General features: G+C 53.8%; 17 protein-coding genes. 9 read left to right on the top strand and 8 right to left on the bottom strand.

The annotated features are described in order from the left end of the window. Window position 1 precedes the first annotated feature (1 nt). The 4 genes from Q8902_12210 to Q8902_12195 all read left to right on the top strand — a co-directional run bounded on the left by Q8902_12210 (window position 2) and on the right by Q8902_12195 (window position 6,848). Window positions 2-1,267, top strand: coding sequence for a glycosyltransferase family 39 protein (locus Q8902_12210; GenBank protein MDP4200319.1), 1,266 nt, complete (start codon window positions 2-4; stop codon window positions 1,265-1,267). A gap of 465 nt (window positions 1,268-1,732) precedes the next feature. Beyond that, window positions 1,733-2,125 (top strand): hypothetical protein, encoded by a 393-nt coding sequence (locus Q8902_12205; GenBank protein MDP4200318.1) that lies wholly within the window; start codon window positions 1,733-1,735, stop codon window positions 2,123-2,125. Window positions 2,126-2,129: 4 nt separating this feature from the next. After that, entirely contained in the window at window positions 2,130-3,485 is a 1,356-nt protein-coding gene (locus Q8902_12200) for a T9SS type A sorting domain-containing protein (GenBank protein ID MDP4200317.1), read from the top strand. Between the two features lie 159 nt (window positions 3,486-3,644). Then, window positions 3,645-6,848 carry a choice-of-anchor D domain-containing protein gene (locus Q8902_12195; protein ID MDP4200316.1) on the top strand — a complete coding sequence of 1,068 codons (3,204 nt, stop codon included), beginning with the start codon at window positions 3,645-3,647 and terminating at the stop codon, window positions 6,846-6,848. A gap of 59 nt (window positions 6,849-6,907) precedes the next feature. On the opposite strand, the gene Q8902_12190 is transcribed toward Q8902_12195, so the two are convergent. Next, window positions 6,908-7,213, bottom strand: coding sequence for a hypothetical protein (locus Q8902_12190; protein MDP4200315.1), 306 nt, complete (start codon window positions 7,211-7,213; stop codon window positions 6,908-6,910). A gap of 217 nt (window positions 7,214-7,430) precedes the next feature. Here Q8902_12190 and purB point away from each other — a divergent pair, with 217 nt between their 5' ends. The 3 genes from purB to Q8902_12175 are packed head-to-tail and all read left to right on the top strand — an operon-like array spanning window position 7,431 to window position 11,666. Then, on the top strand, window positions 7,431-8,744 hold the full coding sequence (purB, locus tag Q8902_12185) for an adenylosuccinate lyase (protein ID MDP4200314.1): 1,314 nt from the start codon (window positions 7,431-7,433) through the stop codon (window positions 8,742-8,744). A 52-nt stretch (window positions 8,745-8,796) separates the two neighbouring features. Further along, window positions 8,797-9,789: a T9SS type A sorting domain-containing protein gene (locus Q8902_12180; GenBank protein ID MDP4200313.1), complete on the top strand. Its 993-nt coding sequence runs from the start codon at window positions 8,797-8,799 to the stop codon at window positions 9,787-9,789. Continuing rightward, on the top strand, window positions 9,786-11,666 hold the full coding sequence (locus tag Q8902_12175) for a hypothetical protein (GenBank protein MDP4200312.1): 1,881 nt from the start codon (window positions 9,786-9,788) through the stop codon (window positions 11,664-11,666). Before Q8902_12180 ends, Q8902_12175 begins: the two co-directional genes overlap by 4 nt. Before the next feature lie 54 nt (window positions 11,667-11,720). Here the strand turns inward: Q8902_12175 and rpsU are convergent, their stop codons facing one another. From rpsU to Q8902_12155, 4 genes are all read right to left on the bottom strand, one after another. Beyond that, window positions 11,721-11,915, bottom strand: coding sequence for a 30S ribosomal protein S21 (gene rpsU, locus Q8902_12170; protein MDP4200311.1), 195 nt, complete (start codon window positions 11,913-11,915; stop codon window positions 11,721-11,723). Between the two features lie 119 nt (window positions 11,916-12,034). Further along, window positions 12,035-12,796 carry an exodeoxyribonuclease III gene (locus Q8902_12165; protein MDP4200310.1) on the bottom strand — a complete coding sequence of 254 codons (762 nt, stop codon included), beginning with the start codon at window positions 12,794-12,796 and terminating at the stop codon, window positions 12,035-12,037. 136 nt (window positions 12,797-12,932) lie between these two features. After that, a complete protein-coding gene (locus tag Q8902_12160) occupies window positions 12,933-14,252 on the bottom strand; it encodes a M20/M25/M40 family metallo-hydrolase (protein MDP4200309.1) in 1,320 nt (439 codons plus the stop codon). Further along, the gene (locus tag Q8902_12155) at window positions 14,239-14,754 is read right to left on the bottom strand and encodes a peroxiredoxin (protein MDP4200308.1); all 516 of its coding nucleotides are present in this window, start codon (window positions 14,752-14,754) and stop codon (window positions 14,239-14,241) included. Before Q8902_12155 ends, Q8902_12160 begins: the two co-directional genes overlap by 14 nt. Window positions 14,755-14,835: 81 nt before the next feature. Here Q8902_12155 and Q8902_12150 point away from each other — a divergent pair, with 81 nt between their 5' ends. Continuing rightward, the gene (locus Q8902_12150) at window positions 14,836-16,209 is read left to right on the top strand and encodes a hypothetical protein (protein ID MDP4200307.1); all 1,374 of its coding nucleotides are present in this window, start codon (window positions 14,836-14,838) and stop codon (window positions 16,207-16,209) included. Here Q8902_12150 and Q8902_12145 read toward each other — a convergent pair. After that, window positions 16,199-17,053 carry a 3-hydroxyacyl-CoA dehydrogenase NAD-binding domain-containing protein gene (locus tag Q8902_12145; protein ID MDP4200306.1) on the bottom strand — a complete coding sequence of 285 codons (855 nt, stop codon included), beginning with the start codon at window positions 17,051-17,053 and terminating at the stop codon, window positions 16,199-16,201. The two genes, Q8902_12150 and Q8902_12145, sit on opposite strands and share 11 nt — an antisense overlap. A gap of 54 nt (window positions 17,054-17,107) precedes the next feature. Beyond that, a complete protein-coding gene (locus tag Q8902_12140) occupies window positions 17,108-17,797 on the bottom strand; it encodes a hypothetical protein (protein MDP4200305.1) in 690 nt (229 codons plus the stop codon). 107 nt (window positions 17,798-17,904) lie between these two features. Between Q8902_12140 and Q8902_12135 the strand changes: the two genes are divergently transcribed. Next, the gene (locus Q8902_12135) at window positions 17,905-19,968 is read left to right on the top strand and encodes an ATP-dependent helicase (protein ID MDP4200304.1); all 2,064 of its coding nucleotides are present in this window, start codon (window positions 17,905-17,907) and stop codon (window positions 19,966-19,968) included. A 40-nt stretch (window positions 19,969-20,008) separates the two neighbouring features. Here Q8902_12135 and Q8902_12130 read toward each other — a convergent pair whose 3' ends face one another. Then, complete coding sequence (locus tag Q8902_12130) at window positions 20,009-20,596, bottom strand: YdeI family protein (GenBank protein ID MDP4200303.1); 588 nt, start codon at window positions 20,594-20,596, stop codon at window positions 20,009-20,011. Window positions 20,597-20,684: the final 88 nt, after the last annotated feature.

Here is a 20,684-nt window from a genome sequence, read left to right as displayed (position 1 = left end):
AATGGCATTGCTCGATCGCCTTCGCGAGCCGCGCATCCATTTCTGGATGCTTGCTGCCATCGCGGTAATCTCTTTCATCGCCCAGCTTCTCGCGATGCACGCGCCCGATGTCTATGGCGAGCCGTATCTCATCGCTCGCAATATCGTGCATGGCAAGGGCTTCGTGTTCCTCTATCCTTACACGTTTCAAGAATCGGTCACGGCTTACGTGCCGCCACTGTATGCTTGGCTCTGCGTTCCGTTTCTCGCTTCCGGTCTTGGCGAGACGGGTATTCAGATTTTCAATTTGCTTTGCCTCCAAACGGCGTGCTTTTTCATCTATCGCTTCTTTCGGCCATACACGACTGCGAACATTTCGCTTCTGATTTTTGCCGCCGTCAGTTTTTACATTCCATTTTGGGCGCTGGCCGATGCGCTCGAACCCAACGCGCTGAACATTCTGCTGCTGGTCCTCACGGTCTTGTGTCTTGCCAATCTCTCGAAACGTCCCTCGCGAAAGCTTTGGATTGCTGTTGGCGTTCTGACCGGATTGCAACTGCTTGTCCGGCCCGACATGCTGCTGGGTGCCACGCTGTTTTCGCTGTGGCTTATCATTGTCCGGCGAAATCAGTGGCTCCAAATCGCGAAAGGCATCGCCATCGCCGCACTCGTGGCCGTTGCCATCGTTGCGCCCTGGACTATCCGGAACTACCTGACGTTTCACAAGTTCGTGCTCGTCAGTGCGAACTCCGGGATGAACCTCTTCACGGGCAACAATCCTGTTGCCACTGGCGAGTTTCGCGAGACCGGAATCACGCCGGAAAGCGAACGCATCTACCATCAGGTCCTCGACTATTCCAAGTCCCACGATCAGATCGAAGTCGATCGACTCCGATGGCAAATCGCAATGGACTGGATCAAGGCGCATCCGATGGAGGCTGCCGCGCTGGACCTGAAGAAGATCGCCTATCACTGGATTGGCCGCGCCCACACCGGCAACGAATATCGCGTCTGGACTCCGGGCCTCGCTTCGGACTGGATGAAGAACGCCTATCGCATCTTCTCGATCGTTCTGATTGCCTTTGGCGCGATTGGCCTCTTCTCGCAACGCGCCAAACCAATTCGTTCGCTGCTGCTCGTTGTCTTTCTCTATTCGACCATCGTCTCGGCAATTTTCTTCGTCCAGTCTCGCCACCGGACACTGAAGGTCGATCCCTTTTTGGTGCCGTTGGCAACCATCGGTGTGGTGATGGTAGGTGCTCGGTTGCCAAAGAACGCTCGGAGCTAATTACGTATTTATTTCTTGCGCTTCTCCCGATTCAATATTGAGCTTTATTCAAAAATTCCTAATTGAAAACAGGTGCCCAAAGTTAAAGTAAAGCTTTAACTCTCTCTTTTGAATTGTCATTTAATGAACGCCCGGTCTTCCCAATTCGCAATTCGGCATTTGAGGAAGTCCCGGACCCCCATTTCATATTTCATAATTCATATTTCATATTTTCCCCGAAAGCGGTGCCCATCACCTGATAAGTAATATAATACTATTTTTGGAGACCCATTCAAAATCAAATTTCTCTTTTTTCAATAGCCGCGTGTTCTTTCGATGTAGTTTTGAGTTGAAGGATGAGCGATCATTCCCGGAAGCACTCTGTCCGAACCGCCACCGATCTTCCCGAAGAGGCGACGATACTCTCAAGGCGCTCCGATTACGCCGGGCAAAATGTCGCCCGGAGGTCACGCTAAATTACCAACGATGATACAAGTCACACGACCTAAAGTGCAATTCGAGGAAGCCATGCTCGATAATAATTCGACCTATTTCGATACGACCATCGCCGCAGGAACATTTTCAGGCATTTTGCCTCCCCCCGATACGTCTTTTGCCGTGATCGGCCCGTACTCGAATCCTTCGTTACCCGGCGCACCCGACGTTTCGATCCTTGTACACTATTGTGCGAGTGGTTCGCTCATTAGTGCGCAAGTCTATGACATGCTTGGCAATCCGATTGGTTGGCCATCTACATTCACTTCGGACGGTCAAACGTGGGATCGCATCCCGGTTACCGCTCCTCCAGTCAGCGGCACCTATTACATCGTCGTCACGTGTGCCGGCAATTCGAAGACGCTGGGCTACACCGTCTATTGATGCGATGAGACTCCGTGCTTGGATTTGGCTGACGCTTGCAGGCTGCTCGTTCTTCGAGCAGCCTGTTGCCGCGCAGTGGCGGAAGGTCTCACATCTCGGCGACAGCATTGATTTCAACCATCGCGGAGGCGACGGCATAGGGTGTGTCTATTTCCTCGATAGGCAAGGTCTGCCAAACGTTGGCTTCGCGGGTGGCCACCACATGTGGAAGACAACGGACCGTGGCGTGAGTTGGGATACTTGTCGCCTATCCTGGCCTGCAGACTTCACAGATATTTCGTTTAGAGACACTGTCACTGGATGGGCATCGAGTATTGGTGGCTATGGCTGCTACAAAACCACGAATGGAGGGACTACTTGGTTCGCCCTATCAGTTATCGCCGGGACCTATGCTGTCTATTACAATGACTCCACTGGGAAGCTTCTGCTCGGGGCTTATGATACGACCATGCTCGTCTCAGGTGATTTGGGCGAAACGTGGCAGTCCTTGCCTGTTCAAAGTGTTGTCTCGCTCTCCTTTTCGGACGGCTCGCATGGCATCGCTTCGACGTGGCCGTATTGGGACGGGATTGCTCCATTCTATACATACGTGGATACGCAATCGTATATCTTTGTCACGTCCGATGGTGGAGCAACCTGGGACAAACGAATCCGAATCAGTCTCGATTCGCAGAATGTCTGGTGGGTTCCTACTCAGCTCCTCGCCGTGCAAGGAACGCCTACTTGTTTTGCTGTCACCGGTGGCGGAATCGTGATCTTTCGCAGCGACGATTATGGCTGGCACTGGCGCAAGATTCGTGATGACACGGCGCGGTTTCCGACGCAAGTGAATACCGGTGTAATCGCCGGTGACTTACGAAGACTAATGGTGCAAACCGACTCTGGTTTGTGGGTTTCGATCGACGAAGGCATAAGCTGGACTTACGACCACGGGCCAGGTTATACCGTCGTATCGAACGCGTGCAAATTCTACTGTGCAAACGGTCGCACAGTTGCCGGCGAAGTCTTTCATAACGGCGGCTACGGTGGGCTTTGGGAAGAAGACTGGGGCACGGCGGGCGTGGCAGAGCCGCCCGCCAGCCAGCTCAATTCGCTTGCCACGCCGAACCCGGCGGAAGACGTGGCGACGATTAGCTTCACGCTCGCGCAAGATGGCTTTATGAAGATCGAGTTGTTCGATGCACTGGGCCGCGTATCGGGCGCCGCCCTCCCCCGGTCTCTCCCAGAGGGAGACGAGTATTTTACAAAGGGTACTCACTCCGTCCCTATTTCGCTACGCGGCCTGCCCGCTGGTGTTTATTACGCGCGCATCAGCACGTCGTTTGGCTTTTCGCAGACGGTGATGCTTGTGAAGGAATGATCGAATCGCCGTTTTTGAGCTACCGCGGGGCACATATTTTTCCCCGATTTCCGTGTAACCTTCCGGTTCGGGCGGGGTTATAAGAACGAGCCATTGCTGCGATGGCCATTGTATTTCGGCTTCACCTGCTCCGTGATGTCACCTTCAAGGTCTGTTATATTGCTTCTCGTAGGTCTTGCGCTTTTGGCACAAGGCTCGCCGCGTGCGCAGGCGCAAAACCGGCACAATCTCGATAATCTCGGCACCGAGTTTTACCTCGCGTTCGGTCCGAACCTGGGCGCGAACGACCAAAGCAATGTGATGGACCTCTACATCACCGGCCACACGCACGCGCATGGAAAAGTGGAAGTGCCCGCGCTCGGCGTGTCGCAGACGTTCACGATCACACCGGGGCAGATCCAGACGATCGAGCTGCCGAATGGCAATAATGGCAACCCGTCGGTCGAAGTGACGACCGACGAGCAAATCGTGCGCGGCATGGCTGTGCATGTCACGAGCGATAGCGAAGTTGCAGTCTTTGGTCTGAATCACAAGTTCTACTCGAGCGATGCCTTCATGGGTTTGCCGAACGATGTGCTCGGCACCGAATACCGGACGATGTGCTATCAGGCCGGTACATTCGGCGGAATGAACGGCGTGCAGTATACACCGAGCGAGTTTTGGATCGTCAGCATCCAGGACTCGACGAACGTAAAGATTACGCTTGCGGACCGGTCCGCCGGTGGTGTTCAGCGCAATACACCGCAATCGGTCTTGCTGATGAAGGGCGATATCTATCTTGTCCAGGGCGTGGCCCAGCGGGGCAACGACCTGACGGGCAGCCTCATCGAGTCCGACCGGCCTATCGCGGTGTTTAGCGGTCACCAGCGGACGAATATCCCGGATACAGCACTGAACTCCGATGGCGATCCAAGCCGAGACCATCTGGTTGAGGAGCTACCTCCGGTGAGCGCGTGGGGCGATTCGGCGCTCGTCGTGCCCTTCGCAACCGCAGATTTGCCCGATCTTGTCCGCGTCCTCTGCGCGGAGGATTCCACCGAGATTTCTGTCAACGGCACGAGTGTCGGCTCCTACAATGCCGGTCAGTTTTACGAGATCACGCATCTCGCCGGCGTGACTGATATTCGCGCCTCGAAGCCGATCTTAGTCGGGCAATACATGCATACGAGCCTGGGAGGACTTAACCAGAATGGTCCACAAGCTTACGGCGATCCGGCGCTGGCGCTGGTGTTTCCCGTCGAGCAGTTCACCACATCGTACACGATCGTCAGCATCGTCGACCAGTTCTCTTTTAGCGGCAACTTCGTCAATATTGTCGTGCCAACGGACAGCATCTCGAGCATGCAGCTCGATGGTCAGCCGATGGACCCGGCGGAATTTCACCCGATCGCAAACAGCCGCTACGCCTACGCGCAGCACTCACTCGAGCAGGGGACCCACAACATCACCGGCGGTGCGCCGTTCGGCGTGACGGTCTATGCGCTCGGGCCGGTCGATAGTTATGCTTATACCGGTGGTACACTACTCAAGACCATCACGCCGCTGAAGACCGTTGGTCTGAGTATTGATTTCGGCGATCGCGTCCTGGGGGCAGCGCCCGGATATGCCGGGACGTTCGATACGACCGTTACCCTCATCAATGTCTCCGAAGATACCGTCAATATCTACTCCTTCCCGAAGCGGATTCAGGACACCGATCGATTCGATGTCAAGTTGGGGGCACCGGTACTTCCGCTGATGATATCGCCTTTGACGACAGATTCCTTCACGATTCAATTTACACCACACGAAGTCAACCGCCGGATGCACACGCAGATTACGGCGAAGACCGATCATCTGCGGGCGTATGTCGTCGATGTTTATGGTCGTGGGGTAGTAGGGGAGCTGGGCATCTTTCGTGATAGCACGAAAATATATAATATCGATACGCTTGATTTTGGCACATTCACAAAGGACGATGTGCCGAAAGATTCGGTAGTTTATATCGGTAATGCCGGTCTGGCAAAGCTCACGATCAATTCCGTTGCGATCGTGGGCGCAACGAACAATGATTTCTCGATGACGGGATTTGCCGTACATGACTCGACGGTCGATACTCCGTTTACAATTGCGCAGGCGCCGTCAACGCCGGCTGTGGTCGGGGTGCGGTTTACACCAAACGGGGCCATGAGCAATGGCTTGCGATCGGCGCAACTCACGGTGACATCCGGCAGTACCGTCCACACGGTCGTGCTCCTTGCCCGGATGGAGACGATTTATCCGATGACGCAATCGACGGCGAGCATTCCATACGGTTCCGCGCTGGTCTGCGATGACATCCCGAACACATTGACCGTGACGAATCCGAATGACGTGGCGGTCACGCTGTTGGGTACATCGATCGCTGGCCCGAATGGTGGCGATTTTACTGTCACGACACCGACGCCGATTCTGATTGCCCCGCACGGTTCGACCGATCTCAGCGTACACTTCAAACCAGCCAGCGGCACAACCATAAACCGGCAAGCCACGCTCACGCTGCAGTTCGATCTGCCCAAGAAGGACACCGTTCCGCACGTCATCAACCTGACCGGTACGGCGACCAAGCGTCAACTGGGTTTTGCGGCATCGCAACATATTCATGTCAATGGCACCGATCCGTTCAGCATGCCGATCTATGCGACGGCCGACCTGACTCCTTATAATGCCAGTGGCTACATGATTCGACTCAGTTATGACTCGGTGAATCTCAAGCTTGTGGATGTCGCCACTGCGGGGACGTTGACTCCGCAAGGCACATCGTTTCCCTTTGCCGTTTTTTCCAAGCCGCCGGGACATGATACGGTGATCTTCGAGCAATCCGAAAGTAATTCCATTCCGATTGCCGGCGGCGGACCGAGCAGCAGGCCGCTCATCTGGCTGAAATTTCAGCCCGCGCATGCTAATGATGGAAAGTCCAGTGACAGCTCCTTCACGATTGCCTATGATATTACGCTGAACGGCATGAATATCACCTCACGGTGTTTCGATCTGGTGGTCGTGCCGGGTCAGGTGGAGATTATTTCCTCGTGTGCCTCGCCATCGCTCACACCGGCGGATCAGCTCCCGCCAACAACAGTCCTGGCGCAGCCAACGCCCGATCCATTCCAACAATCGACCACGATGGAATATGGCGTGGCGGCCGATGGGCCCGTAAAGATCGAAGTGCTCGACGCGACTGGCCGCGTACGTCGCACGTTGGTCGATGGGTTTGTGAAAGCTGGTCGATATACTGCAACACTCTCTGGAGAGGACCTCCCATCAGCAGCATACTTCATTCGGATAACCGCGCCGGATGTTAAGGGAGAGTACCGGCGGGTCAGAAGAGTCGTGCTGGCGAGATAAATGATAGAACGGATCGGCCCAATGCGACCGATCCGTCCAAGCGAATCAATTCCGACGGCTTATGCTGCGTCGATTCCGCCGTTCTTCCATTCGTCCACATGCTCCGGTGCGATGACCGTCCGGGCACACTTGAAGCATGACTCGTACCACTCCGTTTTATCAAAGCGATCGCGACCCGGGAAGAAATATTTCTCTTCATCGGTCATCGAGTGCAAACCGGTCGTAACACGTGGCTCAGTTTGTGTTACGTGCGATTGTGTTACCGTAGCACGCGACAGACTGCGTTGCATGGCGGCGTTGTGCGAATGAGTCGCGGGCGAAGTGGTGGTCAGCGAAGCGGCAAGTGCAATTGTTGTTAGAATCATAAAGAACATTCTCCTACAAAAAACCTTTTTGTGGCATCAGCCCAAAGCGGGTCGGGTGCCGCACAACCGAATCGATCCGAACGAGAGCAGATCCTACTGTCAACACGGAGGGGGCGATCCATCCTCTGCGTGTTACCGGATACTGCACAGCCAACTGTCACTAAGCGGTTGGAGAAAGTGTTAGTCTCCCCACACGTTCGAGACAAAGAAACAGCAAATGATCCCTCGTTACACTCGCCCCGAAATGGGAGCTATCTGGACCGACGAGAACAGGTACCGGATCTGGCTTGAAATCGAACTCCTTGCTACTTGTAAGCAGGAGGAACTTGGCATCGTTCCCGAAGGAACGTCCGGAAAAATACGTGAGAAAGCGCGTTTCGATCCGGCAAGAATTGATGAGATCGAGCGCGAGACCAAGCACGATGTTATCGCGTTTTTGACCAATATTGCCGAATCTGCCGGCCCCGACACCCGGTATCTGCATCTGGGAATGACATCCAGCGATGTTGTCGATACGGCATTTTCCGTCCAACTCGTCCAGGCTGGCAGGCTGATTCTGGATGATATTTCGCAACTGATCAAGGCGCTCGGAGCGCGGGCACGCGAGTTCAAATACACACCCATTATTGGTCGCACGCATGGAATACACGCCGAACCGACGACCTTTGGACTCAAGCTCGCGGTGTTTTATGATGAGATGAACCGTGCAAAGGTACGGATGGAACGTGCCGTCACCAACATGGCAGTTGGGAAGATCTCTGGCGCCGTCGGAACATTCGAGCACCTGGATCCCAGTGTCGAAGAATTTGTCTGCGCAAAAATGGGACTGCGACCGGCACCAGTTTCGACACAGATCGTGCAACGCGATCATCATGCCGAGTATTTTACAGTGCTTGCGCTTGTCGCGTCCAGTCTTGAAAAGATCGCCGTGGAACTCCGGCATTTGCAACGCACAGAAGTGCGGGAAGTCGAAGAATATTTCTCGAAAGGGCAGAAGGGATCAAGTGCAATGCCACACAAACGAAATCCCATTACGCTCGAACGCGTCTCCGGCCTTGCGCGACTCATGCGTGGCTATGCGATGACCGCCATGGAAAATGTGGCACTCTGGCACGAGCGCGATATTTCGCACTCTTCCACAGAACGTGTTATCGCGCCGGATGCGACCATCGCGCTCGACTATATGCTCGAACTCATGACGCGCACGATTCGGACGATGTTCGTCTATCCCGAGGCGATGCGCCGTAATCTGGATCTAACGCGTGGCCTTGTCTTTAGCCAGCCGGTGCTGCTGGCACTCGCCAAGAGTGGACTCACACGTGAGCAAGCTTATTCGATCGTGCAGCGCAATGCCATGCAGGTCTGGGAGCTTGCGGCCAGCGGGTCACAGCCCGAAATAACCTTCCGCTCGCTGCTCGATAAGGATGCCGACGTTCAAAAGCGATTGACCCCGCAGGATCTCGACCATGCGTTCGATCCCAAATGGGCGGCGCGTTCGGTCGATCTGATCTTTGAACGCGTCGGGCTGTAAGCTAAACTTTTTTTTCGGATCGTACGTCTTCAGAGAATAACCGAATACGGTCATGCGCATACAATTCTATGTTCTGCTGCTCCTCGTATTGTTTCTGAGTCCCGCGCTCGTGCTTCACGCGCAACCGAATCTTGGTGGTTCGATCGGACTGGACGCGATGCCGGATGATAACGAGGGCATCTGCACGCATCCAATGTTTCAAGTCACCAATCCGGCGGATTTCAACTCCACCGGACTGCCCGAAGGCGTTGCGATTCCTGATTTCACGTTTTACACGATGGATAGTGTGCCGGTCACTGCGAGCAAATTGCTCGCGACCGGTAAGCCGCTCGTGTTGATCTCGGCGAGTTATACGTGCGATGTATTCCGGAATCAAATCCCGCAAATCAATCAATTGGTCACCAATTACGGAAATGCCGTTTCAATCTATCTTGTTTATACGATCGAAGCGCATCCAATCGTCGATACATGCGTCTATGTGAGCCGGAATTGGGTCGTTCGACAGGACTCGACGGATCATGTCCTGTATCGCGAGCCCAAAACCTATGGCGAGCGCAAAGCTCTTATCGATACGATGCTGCGGCGTCAGACGGACCCGGCAATCAAAGCGCCGATCATTATCGATGGGCCGTGCAATGATTGGTGGCGCACGTTTGGGCACGCGCCAAATTGTGCTTATCTGATCGATCCAAACGGGAAAGTTGTCACCTATCAGGGTTGGTTCAACGATTCGCAAAGTCCTTCACCAACATACTTATTTCAGGCAATTGATAAACTTCTGGGCAATGCATCAGTCCAGCAGACCGAGCCAACGCCCGCATCTGTTTGGCCGAATCCGGTGCCGATGGGTAGCATGCTTCACGTGACACAGATGTCTTCGAACGCAAGGTTCATACTCAGCGATGTGCTCGGGCGGTCCGTGCTTGCGGAGGGAGTTAATGCGGATGGCTCTGTCTCACTCCAATCGACAGCACCCGGCGCCTACTATTACCGGCTTGAAACTGGCGGCTCGGTCACGGCTGGAAGGTTGATTGTATCGCCGTGATGCTTGCCGGGCGGTTTCAGCGTCCGTGGTTCCTTGCTCCGCTCGCTTTGCTGCTCTATTTGGCGGTGAGCGGGTTGTTTAATATCAGTATCCTCGTAGCGTTCTATGTTGCGGTCTTGCTGGTTATCATCGGTACCCCTCTTGCAATTATTGTCCGGCTTACTGAAAAGGCCGGGCAACCGCATGTAAGCTCAATTCGAGATGTACTCGCCCTTTTCTCGCTGGCGCTTCTCCACCTAGCGCTTTACAATCTGATCCAATTTCACTGGCTCGCGGATGGCTCGATCGTTACACGCGGTTTATTCGGTGTAGACATCCCGTTTCTGGCCGGTGAAGTCCATGGCATCCGCCTGTTCGGCACACTCCGCGACTTGCATCAATTCGGAACCCCGTGGCAGTATCACGACGCGCTCTACCGGCTGCTAGCGCTTTTTCCGCGCGAGGAAACGCTGCCCGATCTTGCGTTTACGGCGCCGCTCGTTGGTTATACGTTGCTCGGTTTCTCCGTCCTTGCCCTTGCCCGGCGCCTAACAGAGAACAGCACTGCTGCCTGGGCGACCGTCGCAGCATGGTTTCTCGTTTCGGGATTTGCTGGCCTCGATCAAAGCAGTTACGCCCTGAGTCCGTCATTTGTCTTCGGCAGCCTCATCTTCGTGTGCATTCTGCTCTTGCTCGATGCGCGAAGTGAGGACATGAGTGGCCCACGGCGCGTGGTGTTTGATCTGGCAATCGCAGCTTTGCTCCTTTTGCTGGCTGAGACGAAGCTAACAACGTTCGTTGTGCTCGCTGCTGGTCTTGGCGTGCTCAGCATCCTTGCGTTGTTTCGGAAGCGATGTCGATGGGCGGTCGAGATGGTTACGATTCTGGCAGTACCAACGATTTTGCTCGCGCTTCAATCGAAGCCAAATCCGCTCATGCCGGCGGGGGATTTTCTCGTCGGCGCCCCGCTTCTGGGATATGGTAATCATCTTGCGACGCTACTCCACATGCCAACGGAAGCGTTGGACCCGGTATCACATGGCCTCTCCTTCACATGGCGTTCGCTACTGATCGTACCATTCTTCCTCCTTCATTTCATTCGCTTCACGATCGGCGATCCCCGCATTCTGGCGGCGATCATCTCGCTCATCTTTGTCTCGGGCAGGATCAAGAGCGACGTTCATCGGTTATGCGTTGTGCTCGTGCCAGTCGGATTTCTGATGCCCGTCATCTATTCACCCGCGTGGTATCCGCTGGCGCTGTCGTTTTATGCACCACTCGTAAGCACTCAGGCGGCGATACTAATCACAGTGCCCTTTGCATTCGGAATGGTTCGGGGGACGGGCCAACCGCGGCGAATGATTCCAGCCGCAGCAATTGGCATGCTGCTACTCCTTGGCTTCCTTGCCAATGGCTGGTCGGTCGTGATGCAAGATCGCGCACCCAAAGATATTGTTGGAGCGGACTTCATCCGTGCGGTGAGGAGCATCGCCAACGAGAGCGATTCTGGCGTCGTTGTTACTCGAAGATTCGATTACGAACAGCCTGGGGACGAGTCATACTTTTGGTACGCCGCACTTTCAACGCACCCGGTGGTATCGGAAGGGGCAAAATACGGCTCCTTGCTCGCGGCAGTTGCAGATACGGACTCTGCGAAGGGACTGCATCGTGTTACGGAGGCAGAACGGCTGCTGCACGTTCGCCGTGCTCTGCTGGATACGATTTACCAGTGTGCTGACTCAGCCCGGGTTGCCGAAGTGCTAAGGACACTTCATGTGGGCTATCTGGTGGAAGATAGGACGGACCATGGATCGCATGGGACCAATGAGTCCCATTTTCCCGTTGCTGATTTGGTATTCTCAGACTCCGCCTGCACGATCTGGAGGATTCGCCCGTAACGCAAAAAACCCGCTCAGAAAAGCGGGTTCTATAAAAAACCAGTTAAAGAAGCGTTACGCTTGCTCTTCCTGAATGCGCATCTGGCGTCGCGCAGCGCGCTGGCGGAGCATCTTGTTTTTCACAGATGGCTTCTCAAATGCCGTCCGGCGGCGGTATTCCTTCAGGATTCCGGCGCGCTCGTACTTCTTCTTAAAACGGCGGAGGGCTCGATCGATCGGCTCATGCTCCTGGACTACAATTCCTACCACGCTATTTCTTATCTCCTTTTCAATTGGGACGTGGTAAACCGCATTCCCTTTCTCAGGGTTCCGTGGATTTCCGAGGAAGGAATTCCGAGGAAGCTCGCCCCGAAGCTGCGTGCCCCAAATTACTCGATTATCAGTTCCACCGGGCAATGGTCGCTGCCCATGACATCTGGGTAGATTGCGGCCTGTTTCACGCGGGACATAAGTCCCTCGGTCACGAAGAAATAGTCAATTCTCCAGCCCACATTGCGCTCGCGAGCTTGCCGGAAGTTATCCCAATAGGTGTACTGCTCAGGCTTTTGGTTGTTGGCCCGGAAGGCATCGACATAACCCATATCCGTGATTTTGTCGAGCCAGGCCCGCTCCTCGGGCAAGAATCCTGACTGCCGCGACCACTCTTTCGGTCGCGCCACGTCGATCTCCTTGTGCGCCGTGTTGACATCGCCGCAAATGACGATTTCGCGCCCTTCGGAGCGCAACTCCTGCCACTGATCGAGGAGGTGATCGTAAAAGTCCAATTTGTAGCGAACGCGCTCGGGACCACGACCGCCATTCGGGAAATAAATATTATAGAGGACGAAATCACCAAAGTCCGCCGAGATTACACGGCCTTCGGCGTCGAACCGCGTTGCACCACAGCCCGAAATAACCTGCGCGGGTTTCTGCCGGGTGTAAATCGCAACGCCCGAATAACCTTTCTTTTCCGCGCTGACGAAGTGCGCGTCATAGCCACTGACAGCGAGCAGCGCCTCGTCAAGTTGCTCCGGCGAAGCTTTGGTCTCTTGTAGGCACATAACATCGGGATCCTCTCGCTTCAGGTAGTCGAGGAAGCCCTTTTTTTGCGCGGCACGGATGCCGTTGACGTTCCAGGAAAGAAGGCGCATATGGGAAGTGCTGAGTGCTAAGGCGCTCAGTAACAATGTTCTCCGATGCAAACTCTGTTCCTTATATTTTTCTTCCCCGAGATGAAGAAGCCCGGCGGGTGGCCGAACTTTCGTAAAGTCTCATGCGGCTGCGTTTTCAATGTCCTTTTGCACGGCTTCCGAATACGACCGGGACAACAACCTCTTTGCCATTGCGAAGCACCTTGAAATTGGTCAAGTCGCCTGGTTTGTGCTTGGCCAGAGCGTTTGTGTAGTCATAAATTGTGTGGATTGTCATGTCGCCAACGAGGATAATCACATCACCCTTGGCGAGCCCTGCAATTTCGGCCGGCGAGTTCTCGGTGATATCAGAGATTCTTAAGCCGTCGCCATCGTAGCCATAATCGGGTACGCCACCAACATATACGCTAAAGGATGCGGCCTTCTGTTCGGTGTCGCCAGCGGGACGCGAAAACGGAATTTTGTCCGGGCGGTTGGCTAGATCGAGCAAAATGGACTCGACGAATTTTGCGACCCGCACCTCACCATCGGCATTAATCTTCTCTTTCGTATCTGTGGCTTTGTGGTAGTCCGGATGGAATCCGGTGAAGAAGAAGAGGACCGGTACATCCTTCGAATAGAATTTCGCATGATCGCTCGGTCCGGTGCCCTTTTGAAAATACTTGAGATGCAGAGTCGCCGGAGCGTTCAAGCTATCGACCAGCCCACGAAAGACTGGTGACGTACCGACCCCTTCGAGGATCAGGGTGCTATCCTGCATCCGGCCGATCATGTCCATGTTCAGCATGGCCTGGACTTTTGTGAGCGGAGTGATCGGGTGTTCGGTGTAGTAGGCGCTTCCGAAGAGACCTTCTTCTTCACCGGAAAATGCAATGAAGATAATATCGCGCTTTGGCTTAATATTGCCCTCCCGTAGGTTTTCAGCAATTTCCAGGAGCCCGGTCACACCACTCGCATTATCATCCGCCCCATAATGGATCGCATGGACCGTATCGAGAGCGAATGGCCCGCCCATGCCAAGATGGTCATAATGAGCCCCGATAACGACAGATTCATCTTTCAACCTGGGGTCGGTGCCGCGGATTAATCCGATCACGTTCATGGCACGAGTGTGCTCATGCTTCGAGGTATCGAGCGCATGTTCGGAAAAATCAAACGGCTGTTCGTATTCTGCGGAGGTTCCAGCATGGGAGAGTCCGATGCGCTGGAACTCGGACGAGATATATCTCGCAGCCTTCTCTGCGCCCGGCTCGCCCGTGCGACGCCCTGCAAGCGAATCGCTGGCGAGGATGGACTCGCGCTCCATGACATCGTGTGCGGTGATCGCGGCGGAAGTCTTGACCTTCGGTGCCTGACCGGCGGCCCATGGGACCCACGTGACGCATAGGACCCACAGGACACATTGGATTAACTGGGGAGGACGAAGCGCAGAACTGCGCGGCTTAGTGTTTGCCATTGAGTGTGGTTATGTCTTTCAAAAGCTCCTCGCTATGGACGCGCGCATTCACATTGTGATACACGTGTGCAATCTTGCCGTCCTTGCCGATGAGGAATGACCATCGATTGGCATGATGTCCGTTGACGGGTACTCCATAGGCATCAATGATCTTGCGGTCGGTATCGACAAGCAGTGGGAAATTCAGATGGTCCTTCTCGGTGAACTGCTTGTGCATTTCGATCGGGTCCATCGAGACTCCGAGGACAACCGTGTTCTCGGCTTTGTATTTGGCATTGTCGTCGCGGAAGTTGCACGCTTCAATCGTGCAGCCGCCTGTCATGTCTTCGGGATAGAAATACAGCACGACATTGGATTTGCCCTTATAATCGTGCAAGGAAACATGCGATCCATCGGTGATCTGAGCAGTGAAGTCCGGGGCGGTATCGCCGGGTGCAAGAACGACTGGTTGAACGTTGGCTGAAAGTGTCATGTTAAATAGTGCGACAAGTAAAGGTATCATAGTTTAGAGGTTTCATCGTAGCGCAGGAAAACGCCGGACGCGCGAGATACATTTCCCCTGGTTTCCCATCCAGCAAGCCCCGTGCCGCAGCCCACATCTACCACCACATCACCCTATAGGCTTGTCCTGCTCATTTGCGGGCTGATCCTCATTCGATTTCTGTATAGCCTTACATCGGAATTCTGGTTTCCGGATCAGGATGTGCTGCAAATCTATCTGATCGGACTCAAGTCGTTTGCGACACACTCATATCCCTATTTCGGGGCCGATCTCGTCTACAATGGCTCGCAGATTCCCGGCGCGCTGCAAGGCTATGTAGTCTCGGTGGGATGGTACTTCTGGAAAATCCCGGAGGCGCCGTTCATCGTGCTGAATGTGCTGCTCGATTTGAGCTTGGGTTTTCTTGCATGGTATGCCTCGAAACGGTTGCCCGATCTTTCGCGAGTCTTTATTTGGTGCTACGTTTTTCTGATTCCGTGGTCGCTTTGCTTTTTTTCTCGCATTGTCAATCCATCGTATGTAATCGTTGGCGCGATCTTATTCTTCATCGCATTCTTTGAATCGCATCCAACGCTGCGCATCGGTGTGATGCCGCAATGGCCCTGCTTTTTCCTGATGGGATTCGCGATTTTCTGGATCATGCAGCTTCACCTCTCGTGGGTGTTGCTTGGGCCATTCACGGCTGTTGCATTCTTCTATTTGCTGCGGACGAAGAACATTCGGATTATTCTGACGGGTATCCTCGCATTTCTTGCTGGGTGTCTGACGACCGGCAGTCTTCTTATGCCCACACTGCTCACGTATGGTTTGGCTCCGGCCTCCGCCTCTGGTGGGCAGACACAAAGCACAGTTGGGATGGTGCAGGTCAATTTCGAGAATGCGAAGGATCTGTTCCGAATTCTTAGTATTTACTTCGCATATGCCAGCTTCGAAGTCTCACGCTTCATCGGGGCGCATACGCCAGAACGCCTGCAATTCCTGAAGGATTATTGGTGGGCAGCGCCATTCACGGTGTTCGTGGCATTGATTGGCGTTGCACAATTGCTCTTTTTGGTTTTTCGATCCATTCGACCGGGCCGTAAAGATACGATGTTTCGCCATGTGAGTCATGGGGTCCTATCAGGACTTGGTATACTTTACGCGAGTTCGCTTTTCTCCAAAGTGCAGGTTCCGGCGCACGGAGCAGTGTTGCTCTTTCCACTTGTTGTGCTATTTGCCTTACATGCCTTTCACGAACCGATGCGAAAGCAATGGATTCGCAGGACGATGTACACGGCGTTTGCATCAGCAACCATCATGTATGGTGCGATCGCATGGAAGAATTACACAACGATCTCCATGTACACCAATAGAGAACCCATTGTCCGGGCACTCGCACAGGAAGATTACACTATCGTGGGTCGTCGCCGGTACGAGAAAGAGTTTGATCCGAAGGCTGTGTCGCTCAAGCCTTAGGCGAGTAGTCGTAAAACCCTCGGCCTGTCTTCTTGCCGAGTAAATTTGCTTCGACCATCTTCTGTTGCACCAAGTGCGGGCGGAAGCGCGGCTCCTGGAAGAACTGGTCATAGACCGATTGCGTAACGGCAAGGTTCACGTCGATGCCGATCAGGTCCATCAACTCGAACGGCCCCATCGCAAAACCGTTGGCCTTCATAATGCGATCGATTTGCGCGTGCGTCGCAATGCCATCACCAAGCAGCCGGAATGCTTCGCCATAGAAATTGCGAGCGACGCGATTGACGATAAAACCAGGCGTATCCTTGGCAAGTACCGGCGTCTTTCCTAATTGCTTGATATAGCCTTCGGCGCGGTACATCACGTCGTCGGTTGTCTCGTGTCCACGAACGATTTCGACCAACTTCATAAGATGCGCCGGGTTGAAGAAGTGCAGGCCTAGCACCCGATCCGGCTTACGTGTTGCACTGGCAACTGCGGATATCGAGAGCGAAGATGTATTCGTTGCGAGCAGGCAATCTTCGCCGACCATGTCGCCCAGCTTTGAGAATAAGTCCTGTTTTATTTCGAGTTTTTCGATCGCGGCCTCGATGACGAGTTCGGCAGTCTTCAGATGATCGAAGTGCGAGGTGGTCCGGATGCGCAGTGCGGCTTCGTTCGCTTCCTTGTGCGTGAGTTTGCCGCGCTCCACCATCTTATCCGTCATGCTACCGACTGAGCGGTACGCGCGTTGCAAAAAGCCGTCTGCAATGTCGTAGAGCACGACCTCATAGCCCGCGAGCGCGCTCGAAAGCGCAATGCCGGTCCCCATGGTGCCAGCGCCGATAATGCCAATCGTTTTCATAGATTAAGGCCAACGTACTGTCGGCAACGTTAGCTCCACTCGGAGTGGCTCAGTCTATTGAGAAAGCTTCATCACTTTTCCGCCTCGAATCCAGTTGTCGCCTTGTACGATATACCAATAAAATCCCGCCGGAAGAGATGTGACATCCAGATCAAACGTGTTCGTGCCTTCGCCGCAATCGCGTCGAACGGCTCTGACCTGCCGTCCGCCGATATCGAACAATGAGATACTTACGGGGCTAGACGTTGTCAGTGAACAAAGAACGTGTATGCCAGCAATAAACGGATCAGGGGTCAATTCAACCACCTTTACTTTTGGATCACTGCTCACTTCATTAAGTGGCAGAATACCCGTACCACCAATTTTGGTCCCGCCGACACGATCTCCGCCACATGTGCGAACACCACCCAAGTGCATATCAATACCCACGGTGGTGGAGTCAGGTCCTAATCGTTGTGGCGCAAAGTAGAGGTCAAAATATCGGGCCGACGGATCAGCCGGCTTTGAAGAATTGACAAGATCGAAGCGACCGTCATCAGGATAATAGCCATGAGTGATGGAAATGCTAGGACAAAACCACAAGTCCGAGTATAATCCAATGCGTGCGATTAGCGCTCTATCTCCCAGCGTAACGGAATCCACGAATTGGTGGTCGATGAAGACATTGTAATTATGGAATTGTCCAAAGCATGGAACCGCTATCATGGATGGCACCCAAAGTAGTACCCAAGCGTATCTGTTCATGTCTCAATATACGTCTGAAACGGATTGATTGCAAGGTCACAAATCCATACCCTTGAGAACCGTAGTGCATAGCTTAACTAATCGCGTGCTGTCACGGTTGTCCTTTTATGTCCGAACAGGTGCCCATCAACGAGGGATTAACGGTTGCTCCGAAGCGCTTCGTGCTCAAGCGAGCGGCCGATCTCGCCCAAATTGATGAATCGCGCTTCAAAGTCCGTTACGAGCAGGAGCTGAATCCGGCACAATTCGAGGCCGTTAAACACAAGGATGGTCCTGCTCTTGTCATTGCTGGCGCCGGTACTGGCAAGACACGCACGCTGACCTATCGCGTCGCACGCTTGGTCGAGCAGGGGGTCGATCCCAAGTCGATCTTACTGCTGACATTCACCCGCCGCGCCTCGCAGGAGATGCTTCGGCGTGCATCGGCACTGCTGCATGATCGCGCTGCCGAAAACGTTGCCGGTGGCACATTCCACTCGTTTGCGAATCTCACGCTCCGCAAGTATGCCGCCGTTATCGGATTCTCCAATAATTTTTCGATTCTCGATGCCGGCGATTCGCACGATGTGATTAATCTGCTTCGCTCACAGATGGGCGTTGCGACAGCGCGCCGTCGCTTCCCGAAGAAGACAACGCTTGGCGCGATGTTCTCGCTTGCCGTTAATCGCCTAATGTCGGTCGAGGAAGTTGTCGAGAATGATTTCCCGCATTTCCGCGAGGATCTGGGCGATATCCTTCGCCTGCATGGCGCGTATCATGCCTACAAGCGCAAGGCGAACGCGATGGACTACGACGATCTGCTGACGAACCTCGTGCTCCTGTTGGAGACCGACGAGAAGATCCGCCGTTCGGTCGCGCAGAAATATCGATACATCATGGTCGATGAGTATCAGGACGTCAATCGTCTGCAAGCCCGCATTGTGCAGTTACTCTCTGGTGATGATTCATCTCGCGCGAATGTGATGGTCGTTGGCGATGATGCACAGTCCATCTATCGGTTCCGTGGCGCGGAAGTCGAGAACATTTTCGATTTTCCGAAAGAGTATCCGGGCGCGAAGATCATTCCGCTCGAAGAGAATTATCGCTCGACGCAGCCGATCCTTACGATGACGAATCACATCATCTCGCTTGCGGCCCGGCGATATGAGAAGACGCTCTTCACCCGCTCGGTGCGCGGCGAGATGCCGCAGGTCGTTTGCGCCGAAAGCGAAGCTCAACAATCGCTCTACGTCGTCGAGAAAATTCTGGAATATCGCGAGATGGGCGTGGGCCTGAACGACATCGCTGTGCTGTTTCGGTCGGGATATATGTCGTTCGATCTCGAACTCGAACTGCAGCGCGCAAACATCCCGTTCCAAAAATTCGGCGGCATGAAGTTTATCGAGACGTCGCACATCAAGGACCTCACCGCGATGCTCCGCGTCATTGAAAATCCGAAAGATGCTGTAAGCTGGTTTCGGATTTTACTGCTTCATGATGGTGTCGGTCCAAAAACCGCGGAGCGCATCGTCAATCAAATTGTCGATTCTGGTTTTGGATTTCGTACTTCCGATATTGATAGCGAAGAGGCTGCTTCGCCATCGAGTCCGGCGCCGAAAGTATCGTCCGCAATTCAGGATTTGTTCGGCGCTCTGAAGTTTGTTGCCAGCGAACGCATGACGCCGCCCGAAAAAGTCGAGCATCTGATCGAGTACTATAAGCCCATTCTGCGCCGAAAATACGATGATTACCAGAAGCGCGAGAAGGACATCGAGACGTTTCAGCTTATTACGGAACGCTATCGCTCACTGACTTCGCTTCTCAGCGATCTCTCGCTCGATCCGCCAAGCGAATCGCTCACGGACATCGAAGAGACCACGAAGGACAACGAAATCCTGACACTTAGCACGATCCACTCTGCGAAGGGCCTCGAGTGGAACGCAGTTATTATCACGAATTGCCTCGATGGCCGCTTCCCATCGGTCCACGCCGCGCGCGATCAGGAAGATTTGGAGGAAGAGCGCCGCCTTATGTACGTCGCCGCCACGCGCGCGAAGGAGCATCTCATCATCACGTATCCGACCAATCTCTACGATCGCGAATCAGGGATCGTCCTCTCGAAACCGAGCCGGTTCATTGATGGAGTGGTCGAAAAAGAACTTGCCGAAGGGTGGGTGATTGCGCAGGAGTAGATCGCTCAGCGTGATCGGTAACCATCGGCGTCATCCCGATTCAGTCGTCGAATCCTTTTCCTTTAAGTATTTTCGGTATGTATTTCTCAACCCGTGCCTCTCGAGTTTTGGATTGTTTGGCTGTGGAGAAGTAGTAAAGGTATCCTCGTTCCCGTCCCGGTGTAAGTGCCTCAAAAGCGGTCTTCAGGTTTGGGCTTGCATCTAACCTGCTTTGAAATTCTTCAGGAACAGCGTATTCAGAAGTCTCCTTATGCTTCACTTTCAATCCGGCCTTTTCCACTTCTATGGCTTGGCGGATATAGGCTTTTAAGATAGGCTCCAACTCGATAATTTCTCGAAGGTGGGTAAACCGAATCTGGCGTGCGGCCTGCACATTTTTCGTTTGCTGGATGAGAATTGCCTCCGGATCATCCAACAAGGCACCTTTCATGAAGAGAAGCGCACAGTATTCCTTAAATCCATGGATCAGGACGATGTTTCTCCCGTCAATCGTGTAGCAAGGTTGGCCCCACTTCAACTCTTCGGTCAGCCCACAGTCAAGAACGATCGTTCTCAGCTTCTCATACTCTTTCTGCCACGTTTTGGCATTCTTGAGGAAAAAATCGACCTTGGGGTTCTTTCCATCCATTGATTCTTTGGATTACAGTGAGCGTCGAAGTCATGGATTCGCGAAGTGAACCCCTTCCACCCTATACAACAAGGTTTGACACTCCCGG

This window comes from Bacteroidota bacterium (assembly GCA_030706745.1).
Taxonomy (GTDB): domain Bacteria; phylum Bacteroidota; class Ignavibacteria; order Palsa-1295; family Palsa-1295; genus PALSA-1295.
The sequence above is the reverse complement of the archived record's forward strand: the minus strand, read 5'-3'. Positions and strand labels throughout refer to the sequence as shown.

What these genes read in the sequence shown, in the direction of transcription:
- Q8902_12210 (MDP4200319.1), top strand. Translation starts at nt 2, where the DNA reads ATGGCATTGCTCGATCGCCTTCGCGAGCCGCGCATCCATTTCTGGATG.
- Q8902_12205 (MDP4200318.1), top strand. Translation starts at nt 1,733, where the DNA reads ATGATACAAGTCACACGACCTAAAGTGCAATTCGAGGAAGCCATGCTC.
- Q8902_12200 (MDP4200317.1), top strand. Translation starts at nt 2,130, where the DNA reads ATGAGACTCCGTGCTTGGATTTGGCTGACGCTTGCAGGCTGCTCGTTC.
- Q8902_12190 (MDP4200315.1), bottom strand. Translation starts at nt 7,213, where the DNA reads ATGATTCTAACAACAATTGCACTTGCCGCTTCGCTGACCACCACTTCG.
- purB (MDP4200314.1), top strand. Translation starts at nt 7,431, where the DNA reads ATGATCCCTCGTTACACTCGCCCCGAAATGGGAGCTATCTGGACCGAC.
- Q8902_12180 (MDP4200313.1), top strand. Translation starts at nt 8,797, where the DNA reads ATGCGCATACAATTCTATGTTCTGCTGCTCCTCGTATTGTTTCTGAGT.
- Q8902_12165 (MDP4200310.1), bottom strand. Translation starts at nt 12,796, where the DNA reads ATGCGCCTTCTTTCCTGGAACGTCAACGGCATCCGTGCCGCGCAAAAA.
- Q8902_12160 (MDP4200309.1), bottom strand. Translation starts at nt 14,252, where the DNA reads ATGGCAAACACTAAGCCGCGCAGTTCTGCGCTTCGTCCTCCCCAGTTA.
- Q8902_12155 (MDP4200308.1), bottom strand. Translation starts at nt 14,754, where the DNA reads ATGATACCTTTACTTGTCGCACTATTTAACATGACACTTTCAGCCAAC.
- Q8902_12145 (MDP4200306.1), bottom strand. Translation starts at nt 17,053, where the DNA reads ATGAAAACGATTGGCATTATCGGCGCTGGCACCATGGGGACCGGCATT.
- Q8902_12140 (MDP4200305.1), bottom strand. Translation starts at nt 17,797, where the DNA reads ATGAACAGATACGCTTGGGTACTACTTTGGGTGCCATCCATGATAGCG.
- Q8902_12135 (MDP4200304.1), top strand. Translation starts at nt 17,905, where the DNA reads ATGTCCGAACAGGTGCCCATCAACGAGGGATTAACGGTTGCTCCGAAG.
- Q8902_12130 (MDP4200303.1), bottom strand. Translation starts at nt 20,596, where the DNA reads ATGGATGGAAAGAACCCCAAGGTCGATTTTTTCCTCAAGAATGCCAAA.